At 59.2% G+C, this 19412-nt stretch carries 16 protein-coding genes and 1 pseudogene; 8 read left to right on the forward strand and 9 right to left on the reverse strand.

Annotated features, from left to right (window positions below):
- The first annotated feature begins 179 nt into the window (after window positions 1-179).
- Window positions 180-2549: a hypothetical protein gene (locus ACA049_RS04750; protein ID WP_497333518.1), complete on the forward strand. Its 2370-nt coding sequence runs from the start codon at window positions 180-182 to the stop codon at window positions 2547-2549.
- A 9-nt stretch (window positions 2550-2558) separates the two neighbouring features.
- Here the strand turns inward: ACA049_RS04750 and ACA049_RS04755 are convergent, their stop codons facing one another.
- Window positions 2559-3365: an IclR family transcriptional regulator gene (locus ACA049_RS04755; protein WP_497333520.1), complete on the reverse strand. Its 807-nt coding sequence runs from the start codon at window positions 3363-3365 to the stop codon at window positions 2559-2561.
- Window positions 3366-3530: 165 nt separating this feature from the next.
- Between ACA049_RS04755 and hmgA the strand changes: the two genes are divergently transcribed.
- From hmgA to maiA, 3 genes are read left to right on the forward strand one after another with little or no spacing between them, the layout of a single operon-like run.
- Entirely contained in the window at window positions 3531-4835 is a 1305-nt protein-coding gene (hmgA, locus tag ACA049_RS04760; RefSeq protein WP_497333522.1) for a homogentisate 1,2-dioxygenase, read from the forward strand.
- A gap of 3 nt (window positions 4836-4838) precedes the next feature.
- Entirely contained in the window at window positions 4839-6143 is a 1305-nt protein-coding gene (gene fahA / locus ACA049_RS04765) for a fumarylacetoacetase (RefSeq protein ID WP_497333524.1), read from the forward strand.
- Window positions 6144-6155: 12 nt separating this feature from the next.
- Window positions 6156-6791 (forward strand): maleylacetoacetate isomerase, encoded by a 636-nt coding sequence (gene maiA, locus ACA049_RS04770; RefSeq protein ID WP_497333526.1) that lies wholly within the window; start codon window positions 6156-6158, stop codon window positions 6789-6791.
- 115 nt (window positions 6792-6906) lie between these two features.
- Here maiA and ACA049_RS04775 read toward each other — a convergent pair whose 3' ends face one another.
- Window positions 6907-7710: a SirB1 family protein gene (locus ACA049_RS04775; protein ID WP_497333528.1), complete on the reverse strand. Its 804-nt coding sequence runs from the start codon at window positions 7708-7710 to the stop codon at window positions 6907-6909.
- Between the two features lie 183 nt (window positions 7711-7893).
- On the opposite strand from ACA049_RS04775, the gene ACA049_RS04780 reads away from it, so the two are divergent.
- Window positions 7894-8913 carry a Glu/Leu/Phe/Val dehydrogenase family protein gene (locus ACA049_RS04780; protein ID WP_219095759.1) on the forward strand — a complete coding sequence of 340 codons (1020 nt, stop codon included), beginning with the start codon at window positions 7894-7896 and terminating at the stop codon, window positions 8911-8913.
- Window positions 8914-9074: 161 nt separating this feature from the next.
- Here ACA049_RS04780 and ACA049_RS04785 read toward each other — a convergent pair.
- Window positions 9075-9329, reverse strand: a pseudogene (locus tag ACA049_RS04785) (YebG family protein); the annotation flags it as partial.
- A gap of 356 nt (window positions 9330-9685) precedes the next feature.
- Between ACA049_RS04785 and ACA049_RS04790 the strand changes: the two are divergent.
- Window positions 9686-10186, forward strand: coding sequence for a phosphate-starvation-inducible protein PsiE (locus ACA049_RS04790; protein ID WP_283183010.1), 501 nt, complete (start codon window positions 9686-9688; stop codon window positions 10184-10186).
- Here the strand turns inward: ACA049_RS04790 and ACA049_RS04795 are convergent.
- The 3 genes from ACA049_RS04795 to ACA049_RS04805 all read right to left on the reverse strand — a co-directional run bounded on the left by ACA049_RS04795 (window position 10183) and on the right by ACA049_RS04805 (window position 13455).
- The gene (locus ACA049_RS04795) at window positions 10183-10500 is read right to left on the reverse strand and encodes a DUF3509 domain-containing protein (protein WP_109628040.1); all 318 of its coding nucleotides are present in this window, start codon (window positions 10498-10500) and stop codon (window positions 10183-10185) included. The two genes, ACA049_RS04790 and ACA049_RS04795, sit on opposite strands and share 4 nt — an antisense overlap.
- A 215-nt stretch (window positions 10501-10715) precedes the next feature.
- Window positions 10716-12017 (reverse strand): HAAAP family serine/threonine permease, encoded by a 1302-nt coding sequence (locus ACA049_RS04800; protein WP_497333530.1) that lies wholly within the window; start codon window positions 12015-12017, stop codon window positions 10716-10718.
- Window positions 12018-12078: 61 nt separating this feature from the next.
- Window positions 12079-13455: an L-serine ammonia-lyase gene (locus tag ACA049_RS04805; RefSeq protein ID WP_497333532.1), complete on the reverse strand. Its 1377-nt coding sequence runs from the start codon at window positions 13453-13455 to the stop codon at window positions 12079-12081.
- Window positions 13456-13590: 135 nt separating this feature from the next.
- Here ACA049_RS04805 and ACA049_RS04810 point away from each other — a divergent pair, with 135 nt between their 5' ends.
- The gene (locus tag ACA049_RS04810; RefSeq protein WP_083374999.1) at window positions 13591-14538 is read left to right on the forward strand and encodes a LysR substrate-binding domain-containing protein; all 948 of its coding nucleotides are present in this window, start codon (window positions 13591-13593) and stop codon (window positions 14536-14538) included.
- Between the two features lie 213 nt (window positions 14539-14751).
- Window positions 14752-15159, forward strand: a complete 408-nt coding sequence (locus ACA049_RS04815) for an HPF/RaiA family ribosome-associated protein (RefSeq protein ID WP_054049780.1) — start codon at window positions 14752-14754, stop codon at window positions 15157-15159.
- A 230-nt stretch (window positions 15160-15389) separates the two neighbouring features.
- On the opposite strand, the gene fecA is transcribed toward ACA049_RS04815, so the two are convergent.
- From fecA to ACA049_RS04830, 3 genes are all read right to left on the reverse strand, one after another.
- Window positions 15390-17723 (reverse strand): TonB-dependent Fe(3+) dicitrate receptor FecA, encoded by a 2334-nt coding sequence (fecA, locus tag ACA049_RS04820; RefSeq protein ID WP_497333535.1) that lies wholly within the window; start codon window positions 17721-17723, stop codon window positions 15390-15392.
- Window positions 17724-17914: 191 nt separating this feature from the next.
- Window positions 17915-18853, reverse strand: coding sequence for a FecR domain-containing protein (locus ACA049_RS04825; protein ID WP_497333537.1), 939 nt, complete (start codon window positions 18851-18853; stop codon window positions 17915-17917).
- Window positions 18850-19338 (reverse strand): sigma-70 family RNA polymerase sigma factor, encoded by a 489-nt coding sequence (locus ACA049_RS04830; RefSeq protein ID WP_497333539.1) that lies wholly within the window; start codon window positions 19336-19338, stop codon window positions 18850-18852. Before ACA049_RS04830 ends, ACA049_RS04825 begins: the two co-directional genes overlap by 4 nt.
- Window positions 19339-19412 lie beyond the last annotated feature (74 nt).

The following is a 19412-nucleotide window of genomic DNA, read 5'->3' on the forward strand; positions in this document are numbered from 1 at the left end:
TGTAGTCGGGTTGTGCGGTGAGGCTTGATTAATATGTGGAAAAAAGTTTGATGTTTTTATCTTGGAAGATGAGCGTTAGTGTTTGTTGGTAGAGCAATTGGCATAGTGCCATTGATGTTATCAACAAGGATGATTTGGTGAGTTTTAATAACAGTGTGCCTAGTAAGCGAGATAGGCGATTGGATTACTGGCGTCAGAGTTTTTCCGCGCAAAACGTTCAGCATTTTCTGGGGCTTGAAGCAGCGTTGGTTGAAAGTGAAAAGAGTCTGAATGAAGCGTTGGGCCCACGCGCTTCTCTAAAGGCTTATGCACTGAACCGTGCCCGTTCATGGGCACGCAGCGCCGCAGGTGTCGAATGTGAACCCGACCAGATTATCGTGACGTCCCGACATACGCTGCGCGTTGCTGACAAGCAGATAATTCAAGAGGATAAAAGATCGCTGACCGAGTTCGCGATCTTTGGTCTGCAAATTAAGACGCTTCAAGAATTGAGTTTTACAGGTCCGGTTTTCCCGGGGCTTACCAGCGCTAGCCTCCAACAATGGCTTGCCTCGGTCGACATTCGTTCTGACTTCGCCGTGATGATGACGACCGATGCAACCGGGGCGATCAATGAAGCGATGCAAGAGCATTTGGCCAGACAGATAGAGTTCACTCTATTTTGCGCGAGTGTCGAGCGTGTTTACGAACGTCTGGACGACCGTTGGGTGCTGCGATACCTGGCGGGTGATCCGGCCTTGTTTGTCCGTGGTGTGGTGTTGCCGGGCACGGGAGCGGCAATGAAAGATCTGTTTGTCATCAGCGATAGAGGGAATCCGCAGGGGCGCAACATCCTGTATGCGCCCGGCGCTCCCGATGAGAAGGTCTGGCACAGCTTTGAAAGCATCGTCGAGATGGGCAACGCCGTCGGTGATTGGGCCAGCAAGTCTTCGGATTTTATCGATGATCAAGTTGATAGCCGTTATCGGGATTCGGCTCACTTGTTTTTTCGAGAACTCGCGGCGAATAAACGCTTCTGGAAAAATGACGATGTAAAACTACTTGAGTTTATCGCGCCAAAAGCGGGGCAACCTCTGTTTGGTGTGGTGTCTGAAAGAATTCGTCGAGACAACATTGAAGCGAACGAATTGGCTTCGGCAAATTATCGGAATGCGCCTGTTTTCTGGCGCGAGCAGTTTGCTCGACTCAATACTGAACTCAAGGCGTTGTATACCGTTGAGGCGCGGGATCATACGTTGATCTCGTATCATCAGTTTGCGTATGACTTGATTAAGTACCAAGTCGAGCAGGTGCTGAAATCTCGAGGGGAACATGTCTCAGTTGATCCGGATTTAATCATTATCGAGTTAAGTCCTTCGGAAAAATTGTCACTCACTTCCGTTATTGTCAATGAGCGTGTTTTCGACGCCAAAAATGAAGGCGATGCGAAACCTTCGTACTACCCAAGATTCAGCCTGGCGGCGGGGCAACCTGAATTCAAGAAACTGGACATATACGAGTTGTCTTCGTGGTCCAAGGTGTTACGTCCAGGTGAGCAATATATCGATATGCTGCGCTCGGTTTATCTGGATTCCTCCGAGTTGAGTTACGCGTTCAGGCGCGGTGTCCATCAACAGCGTCAGCTGGCGGAAATGAACCGGGCCGCGCTGTCAGAATACTTTCAACAGCGAATGACCTACGCGCAACTCAATGGTCTTTTGAATTTAACAAGTTCGCTGGAGCGTGCGCAGACTAGCCCTCCGCTGGGTGATTATCCCGCGATGGAAAACAGTGTTTACCAGCTTCATCTTGGTCGGCGTCGCCCGGTGGAGGGGGTCTATGTATTCCGGCTCATGACCGCGGGGAAAAACGAGGATTGGTTGTATACCCCGCAAGCTCCAGACGGTTTATGGTTTCGCCCGTTCAGTCATTTTGATGCGTCGGTTCGTATCAAGGGGTTGAGGGAGTACTACTCTACGCGTGTTCACTTCACCGATCGGCTGGCGGTCAGCAATTACTTTGATGGGCTTGAGGCCTCGACGCGTAGCCTGCCACCGCCTGCATTGGAGCACGACAGTCGGGTCCGAAACTTTGTCAGGTCTTACGACGCCATGGTCTGGCGCGTCATCAGGGATGTGGACGCGCAGACGACCAGTCTGGCCGAGATCATTGCGGGCTTGACGTACAACGCTGTCATCACTGCAGCACAGGTCATCAGCCTGGTTATTCCTCCTCTAGGGCTCGCGGTCGCCGGGATACAAATCACCAAAAACATTCTTGAAGGTGCGCAGGCCTATCACGATGGGGACAAAAACAAAGCCATCACCCATTTCAAGGACGCATTGATTGATCTGGCCTCGTTGGGCTATGGCAAATACAAAGAGCTGGGCAAGGGCGCAATTACCGCCGCGCAAAAAACGCTGATCGAGCTCGCGGGTGATGCGAAGACAGTTGCAGGCCTGGTTTCGGCAGCCATTGGGCAAGAGGTTCCGCACAAGGTACTGCTGCAAATTGTTCAGGATGTATTGGCTGACACCCAGGCACGGGGCAGCAAAACCATCGTCCGTTAACCCTGCTGATTAATCGTTGATCGGATTCGCTGCGCGGACGGGCTCATGACCCATCCGCCAGCTCACGGCCCGCGTCGCCGCCAGCAATCGCTGCGCCGCCGGGCCGTTTTCGTCGGCGTGAAATAACGAGGTCGGGCCGACAATGGTCATGACCGCCGCCACATTCCCTACCGCGTTGAACACCGGTGCAGACAAGGCGTCCACCCCCGGCATGAGCAAACCATGCACATGATGCAGGCCGCGCTCGCGGATCTGTTCGCACAAGGCCGCATAGGCCTGATCGTCCGCCAAGATGTGGTCAGTGGCGTTTTGCAGTTCCTGATCGCGCAGGTCCACGGTTTCGCGCTTCGGTAGATACGCGCCAAACACCAGGCCAGTGGACGAGCTGAGCAACGGCAATACCGAACCCAATTGCGTCACCACCGTCACCGCTCGCACCGCCGGTTCGATGTGCACCACGGTCGCGCCCTGATTGCCCCATACCGCTAAAAAGCAGGTTTCATTCAGTTCATCGCGCAACTCGGCCAGGGGCAGAGCAGCGACTTTCAGCACGTCCATACTGTTGAGTGCGGCAAGGCCGACGCGCAAGGCTTCGCGGCCCAGACCGTAGTGGTTGGTCGCTGCGTTTTGCTCGGCAAAACCGCTGGCGATCAGCGCCTGCAAATAACGATGAACCTTGCTCGCCGGCATCTGCACGTGTTCGGCCAGGCGCGACAGCGAGGTCGAGGGCGACAACTCGGCCAGGGCCTTGAGGATGTCGGTGCCGACCTCGGCCGAGCGGACTTTCTGTTTGTCGTTGTTGCGCGGCGTTTCCATGAAGGCGGTCTGATCCCGGGACGAATGGGCGTCTTTATAGCTTGACGGTCAATACCAATCAAATTACGTTATGCGTAATCGAATTACGATAAAAATAACCCGGGCGTGCCCAGACCTCTCAAGCGGAGCGACAGGCCATTGCCTACTCCCTGTTCAGGAGGCTCCATGAACCTCGATTCAACGGCGCCAGCGCTGGCTTATCAGTCAGGCTTCGGCAACGAATTCAGCAGCGAAGCGTTGCCCGGCGCACTGCCCGTCGGCCAGAACTCCCCGCAAAAAGCCCCCTACGGCCTCTACACCGAACTGTTCTCCGGTACCGCGTTCACCATGGCTCGCGCCGAAGCGCGGCGCACCTGGATGTACAGGATTCAGCCGTCGGCCAATCACCCGGCGTTCGTCAAACTGGATCGGCAACTGGCCGGCGGCCCGTTGGGTGAAGTGACCCCCAATCGCCTGCGCTGGAACCCGTTGGACATTCCGAGCGAGCCGACCGACTTCATCGACGGGCTGGTCAGCATGGCCGCCAACTCGGGCCCGGACAAACCGGCCGGGATCAGCATCTACAGCTACCGCGCCAACCGCTCCATGGAGCGCGTGTTTTTCAATGCCGACGGTGAATTGTTGCTGGTGCCAGAACAGGGTCGCCTGCGCATCGCCACCGAATTGGGCGTACTGGAACTGGAACCGCTGGAAATCGCCGTGCTGCCGCGCGGTCTGAAATTCCGCGTCGAACTGCTCGACCCGCAAGCGCGCGGCTACATCGCCGAGAACCACGGCGCGCCACTGCGCCTGCCGGACCTGGGGCCGATCGGCAGCAACGGTCTGGCCAATGCCCGGGATTTCCTGACGCCCGTCGCGCACTACGAAAACCTCAAGCAACCGACCACCCTGGTGCAAAAATTCCTCGGCCAGTTGTGGGGCTGCGAGCTTGATCATTCGCCGCTGAACGTGGTCGCCTGGCACGGCAATAACGTGCCGTACAAATATGACCTGCGCCGTTTCAACACCATCGGCACGGTCAGTTTCGACCATCCGGATCCGTCGATTTTTACCGTACTGACCTCGCCGACCAGCGTTCACGGTCTGGCCAACCTGGACTTCGTGATCTTCCCGCCACGCTGGATGGTGGCCGAGAAAACCTTCCGTCCACCGTGGTTCCACCGCAACCTGATGAACGAATTCATGGGCCTGATCAAGGGCGAATACGACGCCAAGGCCGAAGGTTTTGTGCCCGGCGGCGCGTCGTTGCACAGCTGCATGAGCGCCCATGGCCCGGACGGCGAAACCTGCACCAGGGCGATCAACGCCGAACTGGCGCCAGCGAAAATCGACAACACCATGGCCTTCATGTTCGAGACCAGCCAGGTGCTGCGCCCAAGCCGTTTCGCCCTCGATTGCCCGCAACTGCAAAACAACTACGATGACTGCTGGGCCACGCTGCCCGCCACTTTCGACCCGACCCGGAGATAACCCATGACTCAGACTTCCATCACTCGCAGCTGGGTTTCTTCCGCCAACGGCCATGCTGATTTCCCGCTGCAAAACCTGCCGATGGGCGTGTTCAGCGTGAAGGGTTCGGCACCGCGCAGTGGCGCCGCCATTGGCGAACACATTTTTGATCTGGAAGCTGCACTGGACGCCGGCCTGTTCGACGGCCTTGCAAAAACCGCAGTAGAAGCCACCCGTGGCGGCCAGCTCAATGCGTTTTTCGAACTGGGCCGTGAGGCTCGCGTTGCACTGCGCGAACGTCTTCTTGAGCTGTTCGCTGAAGGCAGCACCCTGCACGGCAAGATCGAAGCCCAAGGCGCAAAACTGCTGCCACTGGCGACGAATTGCGAAATGCACCTGCCGGCGAAAATCAACGATTACACCGACTTCTACGTCGGCATCGAGCACGCGCAGAACGTCGGCAAACTGTTCCGCCCGGACAACCCATTGCTGCCTAACTACAAGTACGTGCCGATCGGCTATCACGGTCGTGCCTCGACCATTCGCCCGTCTGGCACCGACGTCCGCCGCCCGAAAGGCCAGACCTTGCCGGCCGGTCAAACCGAGCCGACCTTTGGCCCGTGCGCACGTCTGGACTATGAGCTGGAACTGGGCATCTGGATCGGTCAGGGCAACGAGATGGGCGACTCGATCGCCATTGGCGACGCGGCCGATCACATTGCCGGTTTCTGCCTGCTCAACGACTGGTCGGCGCGGGACATCCAGGCCTGGGAATACCAGCCGTTGGGGCCGTTCCTGTCGAAAAGTTTTATCACCAGCATCTCGCCGTGGGTCGTGACGGCCGAAGCGCTGGAGCCGTTCCGCAGTGCTCAACCGGCGCGCCCTGAAGGCGACCCGGAGCCGCTGCCGTACCTGTTCGACAAGCGCGATCAAGCCGCTGGCGCGTTCGATATCGAGCTGGAAGTGCTGCTGCTCACCGAGGGCCTGCGCGAGCAAAAACTGCCGGCCCATCGCCTGACCCTCAGCAACACCAAACACATGTACTGGACCGTGGCGCAAATGGTCGCGCACCACAGCGTCAACGGTTGCCAGTTGCAGGCCGGTGACCTGTTCGGTTCGGGTACGTTGTCGGGGCCGGAAAACGGTCAGTTCGGCAGCCTGCTGGAAATCACCGAGGGCGGGAAAAAGCCGATCGAGCTGGCGTCGGGCGAGGTGCGCAAATTCCTCGAAGACGGCGACGAAATCATCCTGCGCGCCCGTTGCAGCCGCGACGGTTTTGCCTCCATCGGCTTCGGTGAATGCCGAGGCAAAGTGATCGCGGCGCGCTAAGAGGATCGGGTCATGGAGCTCTACACCTACTACCGTTCGACCTCGTCGTACCGGGTACGCATCGCGTTGGCGCTGAAGGGCCTGGATGTCCAGGCGCTGCCGGTCAACCTGATCGCGCCGCCAGGTGGCGAGCATCGGCAAGCGCCGTATCTGGCGATCAACCCGCAAGGCCGGGTGCCGGCCTTGCGCACCGATGAAGGCGAACTGCTGATTCAGTCGCCGGCCATCATCGAGTACCTGGAGGAACGTTATCCACAGGTGCCGCTGCTGTCCAAAGACCTCGTCGCACGCGCTCACGAGCGTGGCGTTGCGGCGGTGATCGGTTGCGACGTGCATCCGCTGCACAACGTCAGTGTACTCAACAAGCTGCGGCAATTGGGTCACGATGAACCGCAGGTGGTGGAGTGGATCGGCCACTGGATCGGTCAGGGGCTGGCGACGGTGGAGCAGTTGATTGGGGAGGAGGGTTATTGCTTCGGGCCGGAGCCAGGCTTGGCGGACGTTTACCTGATTCCACAGCTGTACGCAGCCGAGCGGTTCAACATTTCGCTTGAAGCGTACCCGCGGATTCGTCGAGTGGCGGCGTTGGCGGCAACGCATCCCGCCTTCATCAAAGCCCATCCGGCCAACCAGCCAGACACCCCTTAAAGCCTCATCCCGTCCCCGTAGGAGCGAGGCTTGCCCGCGAAGAACGATAACGCGGTCGTGCTGACAGACCAAGGCGCCCGGTTCGCGGGCAAGCCTCGCTCCTACAGGACAAGGGTCAATGAACGATCGAGTTGGGCGGGAGATGCCCCAGCCGTTCCGTCAGGCGAATCCGCTGGATCGGGTCGTCGCTGAGCAGCAGCGCATGCTCCAGGTCGAAGCGCTCGGCGTTCGGGCAGTCCAGGCGTTGATAGAGGCTGGCACGGGCCAGGTAATCGGCGGCGTTGGCGTTGCCCAGTTCCAGCACCCGTTCGGCGTCGATCAGCGCGCCGATGTAGTTATCGTGGGAAAGGTGCAACTGGCGCAGGTTGCGTGACAGCCGTTGCAGCATCTGCACCGGTTCGGCGGTCAGCAAATGCTCGGCGTTGAGTTTCATGTTCGGGCCGTACTGGCGTTGCAGCAACTCACGGCAATCGTTGGGGTACAAGCGGCGTCCGCCGCACGGGTCCAGCAGATGATCGGCGCCCGGTACCCGCAGCAGGAAGTGCCCGGGGAAATTGACCCCGACCAAAGGGATCTCCAGACGTCTGGCCAACTCCAGCGCTATCAACCCCAAAGACAGCGGCTGGCCGCGCCGCAGTTCCAACACCTTATTGATCAAGGCCACCTGTGGACGCAGCGGGGTAAAGTCGTCCTGGGCGAACCCCAGGTCATTCATCCGTCGCAACAGCGGCTGGGCCAGTTCGCTCACTGGCAGCATCGGCAAGCCATAACTGACCCGCTGCTGCAGATCCCGGAAGTCGGCCAATACCTTGTCAGGATCCACTTCTTTGTCGTGTTCAGCCGCCAACCACAACGCCGCCTCGAACAGCGCGGGAGGTAATCGTTGCAGGCAGGCAAAAAAACGTTGGCGCGGGGTCATCAAAATCTCCGGGCAATGCCTCGTTTTAGCCCCGTCTCCGGCATTCGTCCAGTGCTGCACACATGCGGTATCAGGTTATGTCCGAAAGCCAGCATGGCGGCGATGCTTATTCCGGTGCGCTTCTGCAATTTTTGGGCGCAAGCCTATACTGGCGACTACAAGAAGTGATTCGGGAGCCCTACGATGTTCGCTCTCATGCAAAGCACTCGCCTTGAATCGCTGCATCTGAGCGTCGACCCGGTCACCGGGTTGAAGGCGGTCATTGCCATTCATAACAGCCGCCTGGGGCCTGCCCTGGGTGGGTGTCGTTACCTTGCCTATCCCAGCGACGAGTCTGCGGTCGAGGATGCCATTCGCCTGGCACAGGGCATGAGCTACAAGGCTGCACTGGCCGGCCTGGCCCAGGGCGGCGGGGTGGCGGTGATTGTTCGACCGGTGCATGTGGAAAACCGCGCCGCGCTGTTCGAAGCCTTCGGCCGCTGCATCAATCAGCTCGACGGGCGCTACATCACCGCGATCGACAGCGGCACTTCAGTGGCGGACATGGATTGCATCGCCCAACAGACCCAACACGTCACCAGCACCACCTCGGCGGGCGACCCTGCGCCGCACGCAGCGATGGGCGTGTTCACCGGCATTCGTGCCACCGCCATGGCCCGTCTGGGCAGCGATAACCTCGAAGGCCTGCGGGTGGCCATTCAAGGTTTGGGCAACGTCGGTTATGCCTTGGCCGAACAGCTGCACGCGGCCGGGGCTGAACTGCTGGTCAGCGACATCGATCACGGCAAGGTGCAATTGGCGATGGAGCAACTGGGCGCTCACCCGATCGCCAACGATGCGTTGCTCAGTACGCCGTGCGACATTCTCGCGCCCTGCGGCCTCGGTGGCGTGCTCAACAGCCACAGCGTCACTCAACTGCGCTGCTCTGCAGTGGCCGGTTCGGCGAACAATCAACTGACCCATCTGGAAGTCGCCGATCAACTGGAGCGGCGGGGCATTTTGTATGCGCCGGACTACGTGATCAATTCCGGCGGGCTGATTTACGTTTCGCTCAAACACCGTGGCGAAGAACTCACGACGATTACCGCGCACCTGTCGAAAATCGCCTCACGACTGACCGAAGTCTTCGCCCATGCCCAAGCGGAAAAACGTTCCCCTGCACGGGTGGCGGACGAGTTGGCGGAGAAAGTGCTGTACCGCTGAAGCCATGCCTTTACTGCAGACATGAAAAAGGCCCTGAGCCATTCGACTCAGGGCCTATTCAATTCGGGCGTTGATTACTTCGGTGTCTTGGCGGCTTTGGCTGGCTTGGTCGGCTCAGCGGTTTCAGCCACTTCAACCGGTTCAGCCTTTTCCACCACTTCAGCTGGCGCGTTCAAGAGTTCGGACAAAGCATCCGGCTGGCTCTTGAATGCCTTGGCGAACACATCGCGATTCTTCGCCATGTAGATCCCGGCTTCTTCCACTTGCTGTTCGGTCAGGGACGGAACGGCTTTCTGCAACACTTCAGCCAGCAATTCAGCCAGTTCGAGCATTTTGTCATGACGGTCAGCTTCGGCTTTATCCATGAACAAGCGCTCCAGATCTCGGCTGCTGCGGTATACCACTTCGACGGCCATTCACCACCTCACATGCCTTCACATTAGTTGTCTGTTTCGACCACTGTATTTATATACAGCGAAAAGGATAAGCGAATCCCTGCGCTTTGGGTAGTGGCTTTTTAATGTAGACCGAAATCAGGGTTTGTCAGGTGGACCGTGTCGCTCTCTTCGCGGGCAAGCCTCGCTCCTACAGGTTGATGTGATCTGTAGGAGCGAGGCTTGCCCGCGAAGGGGCTCGTCAAGACACCAAAAAAGTGTCCAGTAGCAGCCCATCGCCATCTCACCCAACAGCCTCTGGCCTTTTTTCTGCATGCAGAACAACCGTCACGTCAAACCCGCATCATCCGCTCGAACCGAGCTAAGGAAGAATCATCGTGAAAATCAACTGGGCCGAGAACCTGCGGCAGAACGTGCACCAACTGGCCGAGTCCCTGGGCAATCTGTTCGTCGAGACCTTCCACTACCTGGCGCTGTTCGCCATCGGTGCAGTGACCGCATGGGCGGCGGTGATGGAATTTCTGGGGATGATCGAAGAAGGGCACATCAAGATCGATGACATCTTGCTGCTGTTCATCTACCTGGAACTGGGGGCGATGGTCGGGATCTACTTCAAGACCAACCACATGCCGGTGCGCTTCCTGATCTACGTGGCGATCACGGCGCTGACGCGTCTGCTGATCTCCAACGTCTCGCACCACAATCCGCCGGACATCGGCATCATCTACCTCTGCGGCGGGATTCTGCTGCTGGCGTTTGCGATTCTGGTGGTGCGTTACGCTTCGTCGCAATTTCCTTCGGTGAAAATCGAACACCCGCAACGCAAGATCGGTGCGGGTTCCGGTGAACATCCCGAAGTCGAAAAGGGCGAAATCTAAAGTCCCATGGTCGGGCGGGGCTTGGCTTTGACTTGAGGTGGCGGCAGGTTGCGATTGTCGCCATCGGTCATGGCTTCGAGGATCGACATGGCGCTGTGGCCCTGTTCGATGGCGATGCCGAACTGAATGCTTTGCACCAGGCGCTTGAGGCGCTTGGGGTCATTGCGTTGTTCGGCGCTGATCATCCGCTTGGCAACCACATGGCCACTGTTGGAGAGGGTCAGCATGATGCGGCCGTCCAGCCCCTGAATGCTCAGGTTGATCTGATAGTCTGCTGCAAAGGCATCGGTAATGAGCTGAAAAGGGTTGTCCATGATGCGTCACCGCCTGATTGAACGTGCAGTTGTTGACCGGCCATGATCGGGTTGGTTCGCATTACCGGACCATTGGCAGGCCGCTCGCTGAGGTTTCAAAAGTCCTTTTGCCTCAGACAAGACTTAGCAAGGGCCATGCCGGGAAAATTGTCGAACAATGATCACGGCAAAAAAGAGGCGGGCTCTGTGGCCCGCCTTCTTTTTGCCTGCCCGTTTCAGGGCATGAATGAGTAGATGATCGCAGACAGTGCAATCAAACCGATCAACACCACGAACACGTTTGACGCTTGCCCGGAGTACTGGCGCAAGGCTGGCACGCGGCGGATGGCGTACATCGGCATCAGGAACAGCAGGCACGCAATGATCGGCCCGCCGAGGGTTTCGATCATGCGCAGGATGCTCGGGTTGAAGGTCGCCACGGCCCAGCAACTGAGGATCATGAACAGCGCGGTGAGGCGGTTCAGCCAGCTCGCCGACATCACCCGGCCACGCCCGCGCAGGCTTTTCACGATCAGGCCCTGAAAGCCTTCGCTGGCGCCGATGTAGTGGCCGAGAAAGGATTTGGTGATTGCCACCAGCGCAATCAGCGGCGCGGCATAAGCGATGACCGGGGTCTGGAAGTGGTTGGCCAGGTAGGACAGGATCGAGATGTTCTGTGCCTTGGCGGCGGCCAAGTCAGCCGGGGACAGCGCCAGCACGCAACTGAAGCAAAAGAACATTACCGTGACGACCATCATCGCGTGAGCGATGGCGAGAATGCCGCTGCTCTTGCGTTCGGCCTGTTCGCCGTAACGCTGTTTCTGGTCAACGGCGAACGCGGAAATGATCGGCGAATGGTTGAACGAGAACACCATCACCGGGATCGCCAGCCACAGCGTCTTGAAGAACAGCGGCAGCGGCATGCCTTCGCTGGCGGTGGCGAAGAACGCACCGTTCCAGTTCGGGATCAGGCTGACACCGAGCAGCAGCAACGCCGCGACAAACGGGTAAACCAGCACGCTCATGCATTTGACGATGACGCCCAGGCCGCAACGCACGATCGCCATCAAGCCGAGAATCAACACCAGCGACAGAATCGCCCGTGGCGGCGGGGCGATGTGCAATTGATGCTCCATGAAGCTGCTCAAGGTGTTGGTCAGCGCCACGCTGTACACCAGCAGAATCGGGAAGATCGCAAAGAAATACAGCAGCGTGATCAGTTTGCCGGCGCCGATGCCGAAGTGTTCTTCCACCACTTCGGTGATGTCTCCCGAGCGGCCGGACAGCACGAAGCGGGTCAGGCCCCGGTGAGCAAAGTAGGTCATCGGAAACGCCAGCACCGCCAGGATCAGCAGCGGCCAGAAGCCACCCACGCCGGCGTTGATCGGCAGGAACAGCGTGCCGGCGCCGATGGCCGTGCCATAGAGGCCGAGCATCCAGGTGGTGTCGTGTTTGCTCCAGCCTTTGTGGGTTATTTCGCTATTGCGTGTCAGGTCTACAGCAGGATTATCGGCAGCAGGTGTACGTACATCGGTCATCGTTTGGCCTCGTTATTGTTCTTGCTCGGGCTCACGGTTACGGGCGGACAGGGAATGCTCCTCAGCACTCCACCCAGCTGACAGCCAGGCCGCCCCGTGAAGTCTCTTTGTATTTGTCGTGCATGTCGGCGCCGGTATCGCGCATGGTGCGGATTACCCGGTCCAGGGAAATGAAGTGTTTGCCGTCGCCGCGCAGGGCCATTTGCGTGGCGTTGATCGCCTTCACCGCGGCAATCGCATTGCGTTCGATACACGGCACTTGCACCAGGCCACCGACCGGGTCGCAGGTCAGGCCGAGGTTGTGTTCCAGGCCGATTTCAGCGGCGTTTTCCAGTTGCTCGGGCGTGGCGCCGAGTACGTCGGCCAGGCCGGCGGCGGCCATCGCGCACGCCGAACCGACTTCGCCCTGGCAGCCGACTTCGGCACCGGAGATGGATGCGTTTTTCTTGCAGAGAATGCCTACAGCCGCCGCACCCAAAAAGAACGCCACCACGTCATCGTCCGACGCGTCCGGGTTGAATTTCATGTAGTAGTGCAGCACCGCCGGTATGATCCCTGCCGCGCCGTTGGTCGGTGCCGTCACCATGCGCCCGCCCGCTGCGTTTTCTTCGTTCACGGCGAGGGCGAACAGGTTCACCCACTCCATGGCCGACAGCGTGGACGTGATGACATTCGGCTTGCCGATTTCCAGCAGGCTGCGGTGCAATTTCGCCGCGCGGCGCGGAACATTCAGACCGCCGGGCAGGATGCCTTCGTGACGCAGGCCTTGCTCGACGCACTCGCGCATCACCGACCAGATATGCAGCAAGCCCTGACGGATCTCGGCTTCGCTGCGCCAGGCCAGTTCGTTGGCCATCATCAACTCGGAAACCCGCAGACCGTGCAGGTTGCAGAGCTTGAGCAGTTCGGCGGCGCTGGAAAAATCGTAGGGCAACACGACGTCGCTGGCCGGTGCGATGCCCGACTCGGCTTCCGCCGCTTCGATGATGAAACCGCCGCCGATCGAGTAGTACGTTTGCTCCGATAACTCACCGGTTTCGCCGAAGGCTGTCAGAGACATGGCGTTGGGGTGGTAGGGCAGGCTCTCGTCGAGCAGCAGGAGATCGCGTTGCCAGTTGAAGGCAATGGTCTTTTGGCCGGCCAGAGACAGTTCGCCGGTTTCGCGCAGGGTCTGGATGCGGCTGTCGATGGTGGTCGGATCGATGCTGTCCGGCCATTCGCCCATCAGGCCCATGACGCAGGCGCGGTCGGTGGCGTGGCCGACACCGGTGGCGGAAAGGGAGCCGTACAGACGGATTTCTACCCGACGGACGGCGCCCAGCAAATCCTGGTCAATCAGTGCCTGGGCAAAGGTCGCCGCAGCGCGCATCGGGCCGACGGTGTGGGAACTGGACGGACCGATGCCGACTTTGAAGAGATCGAAAACACTGATAGCCATGCTAAAGCCTATACAAGCAATGGAAGAGAAATCGCTGCCATTTTTGTAGGACAAGCGCAATATCGGCGATACTGCCTACCTCGGTCCTACGTGACCAACGAAACTTCCTAAGACAGCCTTTAGCAGGACTAAACAATGAGTCGCCAATTGCACGCCCAGACTTACGTCTGGCTGCACGTGTTTTCCTGTGCCGCACGGCACTTGTCGTTCACTCGTTGCGCTGAAGAGCTGCACATCACGCCGGGTGCGGTCAGTCAGCAAATCCGTCAACTGGAAGAACGGTTGGGTTTTCGACTTTTCCACCGTCGTGCTCGCGGTGTGGAGTTGAGCGCGGAGGGCCAGCGACTGGCCATCACGGTCAACGAGGCTTACGGCAGCATTGATGCGGAATTGCGACGACTGGACGCCGGAATGATCAGCGGAATTTTGCGGGTACGCTCGATTCCATCGTTTCTGAGCAAGTGGCTGACCCCGCGCCTGCCGCGTTTGCAGCAGCGTTTTCCGGACATTCAATTGCGGTTGGTGGCCGAGGACAGCAGCGTGCCGCTGCACGAGGGTGATTTTGATCTGGCGATCGACCTGAATGACGGCAGTTATCCCGGACTGTTATCCACAACCCTGCTTGACGAGCAGATCTTCCCGGTCTGCGCCCCGAGCCTGCTGCGTGGCCGACCACCGCTGCACGGTCCGGCGGACCTGGTGCACTTTCCGCTGCTGCACGACATCACCGCCTGGCGCGGCAGCTACGAGTATGCGGAATGGGAGTTCTACCTCAATGCCATTGGCTTCGAAGGCGCGGACGTGCGGCGCGGGCATACCTTCAATCGCAATCACCTGACCATCGAAGCGGCGATTGCCGGTATGGGCGTGGCGATTGCGCGGCGAACGTTGCTGAACGATGAGTTGGAGCGGGGAACGTTGATCGTGCCGTTCGGACTGGCGGTGCCCAATCACAAGCGTTACGTGCTGCTCTATGCGCCAGGGGCGCTGAGCCATCCGGGCGTGCGCGCGGTGCATGACTGGCTGGTAGAGGAGGCGGGGATCTTTCGGAGTCTGCACCCACTGGCGGAGCGGCAGATGTGAGCAATTGTGACTAAAGAGAGGGGCGACCCAACTCCCGACCTTAACAGCGCTTTTGGCCGTTGTCCGGCTTTTTTTGCGAATCCATATTTATCTTTTTTTAGGGGTTGAAATGTTCTGCGCGCAGACCGATTGTGTAAGTAAGAGGTCACGGTGATGATGCCCAAGGGCCAGCCGATGTGCCTCTCGCGAGCTAGCTGAAATAAGGGATGAACTATGCAAATCCAAGTCAACAGTGATAACCATATTCAAAGCAGCATCCGACTGGAGGAGTGGGTACGTACTACCATTGAGAGCACGCTCGAACGTTATGAAGAGGACCTGACACGCGTCGAAGTTCATCTGCGGGACGAGAATGGCGACAAGCCAGGTCCCCATGACATGCGCTGCCAGCTGGAAGCGCGGCCAAAAGGCCACCAACCGATTTCTGTCACTCATAAAGCCGACACCCTGGAGCAAGCGATCGACGGTGCGGCGGAAAAACTTGAACATGCGCTTGAGCATCTGTTCGGCAAACTGCGGGGCAAACCACGTGCCGCTGTGGTGCCATTCGAACGAGTCGCTGCCGATGCGCTGCTGGAGGACGAGTTTCTCGAGAACGAACAGGCTGCACAAAACGGCTGAAGCCTGATTCACTTTTTACCTTCCCACTGAAAACGGGCCTGCTGATGCAGGCCCGTTCTTGTTTGGCACCCCTTATTTCAACCACGACACGTCCCTGTAGGAGCTGTCGAGTGAAACGAGGCTGCGATCTTTTGATCTTGCTTTTAAGAAGATCAAGATCAAAAGATCGCAGCCTCGTTTCACTCGACAGCTCCTACAGGGGGTGTGTTATGGCGGAAATTGCTGTTTGGTCAGAATGCTACAGACGTTTGCACATAAACCGTCCGCGGTTCCCCTACGTACTTGCCCTTGTTGTTGTCATCAAACGACCGGGTGAAGTACTGGTGGTTGAGAATGTTCTTCACCCCCACCGCCACATTCAAATCCGACAACTTCGGCCCGAAGTCATACGCCGCTCGGCTGCTGAACAGCATGTACCCGGGAATCTTGCCCGTGCTGCCGTCAGCGCTTTCGGCCGAGGTGTTGGCGTTGTCGGCAAACTGGTCGCTCTGATAACTGCTGTCGAGGTTCAGCTTCCACGCGCCTTCGGTGTAACCCACGCCAAGGGTGCCTTTGTGTTTCGAGGAGAACGGCACACGATTGCCCTTGTTCGGTCCGTCTTCGCGGATAGTCGCGTCCACATAGGCGTAAGTGGCGTAGACATCGAAACCGGCCAGTGACGGGCTCAAGTCATCCAGCGAATAGTTGATGCTGCTTTCGATCCCTTGATGACGCGTCTCGCCGCGGGCGATCACCGAGTCATTGGTCTGATTACTTTCGTACTGATTGTCGAAGTTGATCAGGAACGCGCCGATTTCCGCTCTCAGCGCACCGTTGTCGTAACGGGTGCCCAGCTCCCAGGTCCGCGCCTTTTCCGGTTTGACTTCGCCGCTGGTCACCCGGTTAGGCATCTGGCTGTATTGCACGCTGCCGAACGAGCCTTCGGTGTTGGCGTAGAGATTCCACGTGTCGGTCACGTGATAGAGCACATTCAACGCGGGCAGCGCGGTGTTGTAGTCGCCCTTGTATTTCACGTTGGTCAGGTTGTTGGTCTGCTGCGAATCGATCATCTCGTAGCGAATGCCCGGCGTGAGTGTCCACTTGCCGATGTCGATCCGGTCGTCGACGAAGAACGCATTGGCTTCGGTGCCGCCACGGGTGTCGCGATCATTGCGGCTGTTGGTGGTCGGGTAAGTATTGTTGGCGATTGGCTCGCGGTAGCGCAGTTCGTGGCCGGCTTCGTTGATGTAGCGATAGCCGACGCCGACTTCATGGCTGGTCGGGCCGAGGTCGAAGCCTTGGGCGAAACGGGTTTCCAGGCCACGCACCCAATACTCTCGCGGTGACAGCGACAGGAACGTGCCTTGGTCCAGATAACCGCTGCGCAGGGTTTTGGTGAAGAAGGTGTTGGCGGTGAATTCGCGGCGATCTTCCTGATAGCGATAGCCGAAGTTGAACATCGTCCGGCGGCCCCAGAACTGATCTTTCAGGCGGGTCGACTGGTACGGATCGGCGTCGTAATCGGCGACATTCAAGCCGCCGGGCATGTCGGCCTTGCCTTCGTAATACTGAGCCATCGCGTTGAAGCTGTTGGCGTCATCGAGCTGGTATTTGCCCTTTAGAATCAGGTCGTCGATTTCTGTATCGCTGTGTTCCCGCCAGTCGCCACCGCGGGTGCCGGAATATAACAGCGCGCCGCCCAGACCGTTGTCGGCGGTGCCGCCGGCCAGCAAGTTGCCGGTGGTTTTAAAACCGTCGTGGCTGGAGGACGGGCTGGTCTCGGTCTGGAAACCACCTTTCACGGTCGGCTCATCCGGAATCGCTCGAGTCACGAAGTTGACCACGCCGCCGACGTTCTGCGGGCCGTAACGCACCGCGCCGCCGCCACGCACCACGTCCACCGCATCCATGTTGCCGATGCTCACCGGGGCGAATGACAGCTGCGGTTGACCATAAGGTGCGAAGGGCACCGGGATGCCGTCCATCAATACCGTCGAGCGTGAAGCCAGACGCGGATTGAGCCCGCGAATACCGAAGTTCAGCGCCATGTCATGGCTGCCGGTGCCGTTGTTGTCCGGCGCGTTCACGCCGGGGATGCGGTTGAGCACGTCCTTGGCCTGGGTCGCGCCCTGGCGTTCGAACTCCTCGCGGCGAATCACATCACGTGCGCCTGGGTGCTCGAAGACGTTTATTGGCGCTGCGTCACCCAGCCAGTCGCCGACCACTTTCGAGGTGTCCAGCTCCAGCGCAGTGTCGCCTGCCGGTTGCAGGCTGAAGGCATTGTCGCCCTCGGCGCGTGCTTGCAGGCCGGTGCCTTCGAGCAAAGCGTCGAGGCCCTGCGACGGGGTGAAGTTGCCTTCCAGACCACGACTCTGCACACCGCTGGTGACTTGCGAACCGAAGGTAATCAACACGCCAGCTTCACGGCCGAACTGGTTGAGTGCGCTTTCCAGCGAGGACGGTGCGATGTGGTACGGCTTGGCGTCGGCGGCGTGTGCGAGCGGCAACGCGCCGAAACTCAGGCTGGCGCCCAGCAAGAGTTGGCGCAGGGTGCGGGCCAGCGGGGTGAGGCGGGTGGGGTGCATGGAGGACGGTCCTGAGAAGGTGGAATCAAGGGGGCTTTCCTTCTCTGTCACGCCAGATCTGAAAAACGGCTCATTTATTTTTTAAGGTCAAAAGATCGCAGCCTCGTTTCACTCGACAGCTCCTACATTGGAATGTGTTTGCCTGTAGGAGCTGTCGAGTGAAACGAGGCTGCGATCTCTTGATCTTGCTTTCAAACCTTCGCCTCAACCGTCACCCAATACCGCGTAAACCGCCGCACTTTCACCGGCAAGCTGATTTCCAGCAGATCCAGAATCCGTTCGCTATCGTCCAGCGGATACGTCCCGGAGATCAGCAAATCCGCAACCTTCGCATCGCAATTCAACTGCCCGCGACGATAACGGCCGAGCTCGTCGAGAAAATCCCCGAGGCGCATGTGCGCGGCCACCAGCATTCCGTCGGCCCAAGCGCCGCTGTTGGCGTCCAGCGGCAGCGGTTTAGCCACGCCGCGCACACCGAAACCCAGTTGCCGGGCAGCGGACAAAACCAGCGGAGCGCCACTGTTCGGCAGTACTTCGACACTGCCCTCGAACACCGCCACCTGCGTGCGATCAGCAAACTGCCGCACGTTCAATCGCCCACCTTGCGTGGTCAACACACCCTGCGCGGTCTGCACCTGAAATGCCTGGGTGGCGGTCAACAGCAGTTCGCCCTCCAGCAAACGAATCAACCGTTGCTGACCCTCCACCCGCACATCCGCCGAGCTCGCTGTGTTGAGCTGCAACTGATTGCCGGCGCCGAGCGCCACCTTGCGCCGCTGGCCGATGGGGCTGCGGTAATCAGCCAGCAACGGGGGCAGCACGTTGTGTTCGCGCATGCCCCAAGTGACCGCAGCACCTGCGCCAAGAGTCAGCAACAGTTTCAGCGCCTGACGTCGGCTGCCGGACTCCGGCGCATTGAGCGCCGCGTGGGCCAGCGGTGAAGACAAACCGCGAAGCCGCTGATTGACCCGCTGGATATGTTCCCACGCCCGCTGATGCTCGCTGTGCGCATCGTGCCATTGCTGCCAGGCGAGCTGCTGGCGCGGGTTCAGCGGGCCTTGCTGCATTTCCATCAGCCAGTGCACGGCCTGCTCGGCGACCTGGGAGGAGAAATCCGGAGTGCCGTTCATAGCGCGAAATAGCAGCGCATGGCTGCTTTACTCAAATGGCGTTTGACCGTGGCGATGGAAATGCCCAGTTCGGCCGCGATCTGTGGATAAGTCAGGCCATCGACCTGCGCCAGCAGAAAGGCGCGTTTGACCAGGCGCGGCAAACCGTCCAGCAACTGGTCCAGCTCCATCAGGGTTTGCAGGATGATCGCCCGTTCTTCCTCGGACGGCGCGTACACCTCAGGCATTTGCGCGAGCGCTTCGGCGTAGGCGCGTTCCAGGTCTTGGCGACGGTAATGGTTGAACAGCACGCGTTTGGCGATGGTGGTGAGGAACGCTCGCGGTTCGATGATCTGCGGTGTTTCCCGGGCGGTCAGCACGCGGATGAACGTGTCCTGGGCCAGGTCCGCTGCGCTGTCGGGGCAGCCAAGTCTGCGTCGCAACCAGCCGGTGAGCCAGTTGTGATGGGCGTGATAGAGGACTTCGACGGGATTGGCGGGCTGCAACAGGACCACTCCGACACAAACGGATACGCTAGAGAACAAGAATTGTTCGCATTGTAGGGGTGTGCAACGGCCCC

The organism is Pseudomonas sp. LBUM1662 (genome assembly GCF_059695915.1).

Excerpts from the sequence above, each read along its gene's own strand:
- ACA049_RS04755 (WP_497333520.1), bottom strand. The coding sequence starts at position 3,365 with ATGGAAACGCCGCGCAACAACGACAAACAGAAAGTCCGCTCGGCCGAG.
- hmgA (WP_497333522.1), top strand. The coding sequence starts at position 3,531 with ATGAACCTCGATTCAACGGCGCCAGCGCTGGCTTATCAGTCAGGCTTC.
- fahA (WP_497333524.1), top strand. The coding sequence starts at position 4,839 with ATGACTCAGACTTCCATCACTCGCAGCTGGGTTTCTTCCGCCAACGGC.
- maiA (WP_497333526.1), top strand. The coding sequence starts at position 6,156 with ATGGAGCTCTACACCTACTACCGTTCGACCTCGTCGTACCGGGTACGC.
- ACA049_RS04775 (WP_497333528.1), bottom strand. The coding sequence starts at position 7,710 with ATGACCCCGCGCCAACGTTTTTTTGCCTGCCTGCAACGATTACCTCCC.
- ACA049_RS04780 (WP_219095759.1), top strand. The coding sequence starts at position 7,894 with ATGTTCGCTCTCATGCAAAGCACTCGCCTTGAATCGCTGCATCTGAGC.
- ACA049_RS04795 (WP_109628040.1), bottom strand. The coding sequence starts at position 10,500 with ATGGACAACCCTTTTCAGCTCATTACCGATGCCTTTGCAGCAGACTAT.
- ACA049_RS04800 (WP_497333530.1), bottom strand. The coding sequence starts at position 12,017 with ATGACCGATGTACGTACACCTGCTGCCGATAATCCTGCTGTAGACCTG.
- ACA049_RS04805 (WP_497333532.1), bottom strand. The coding sequence starts at position 13,455 with ATGGCTATCAGTGTTTTCGATCTCTTCAAAGTCGGCATCGGTCCGTCC.
- ACA049_RS04810 (WP_083374999.1), top strand. The coding sequence starts at position 13,591 with ATGAGTCGCCAATTGCACGCCCAGACTTACGTCTGGCTGCACGTGTTT.
- ACA049_RS04815 (WP_054049780.1), top strand. The coding sequence starts at position 14,752 with ATGCAAATCCAAGTCAACAGTGATAACCATATTCAAAGCAGCATCCGA.
- fecA (WP_497333535.1), bottom strand. The coding sequence starts at position 17,723 with ATGCACCCCACCCGCCTCACCCCGCTGGCCCGCACCCTGCGCCAACTC.
- ACA049_RS04825 (WP_497333537.1), bottom strand. The coding sequence starts at position 18,853 with ATGAACGGCACTCCGGATTTCTCCTCCCAGGTCGCCGAGCAGGCCGTG.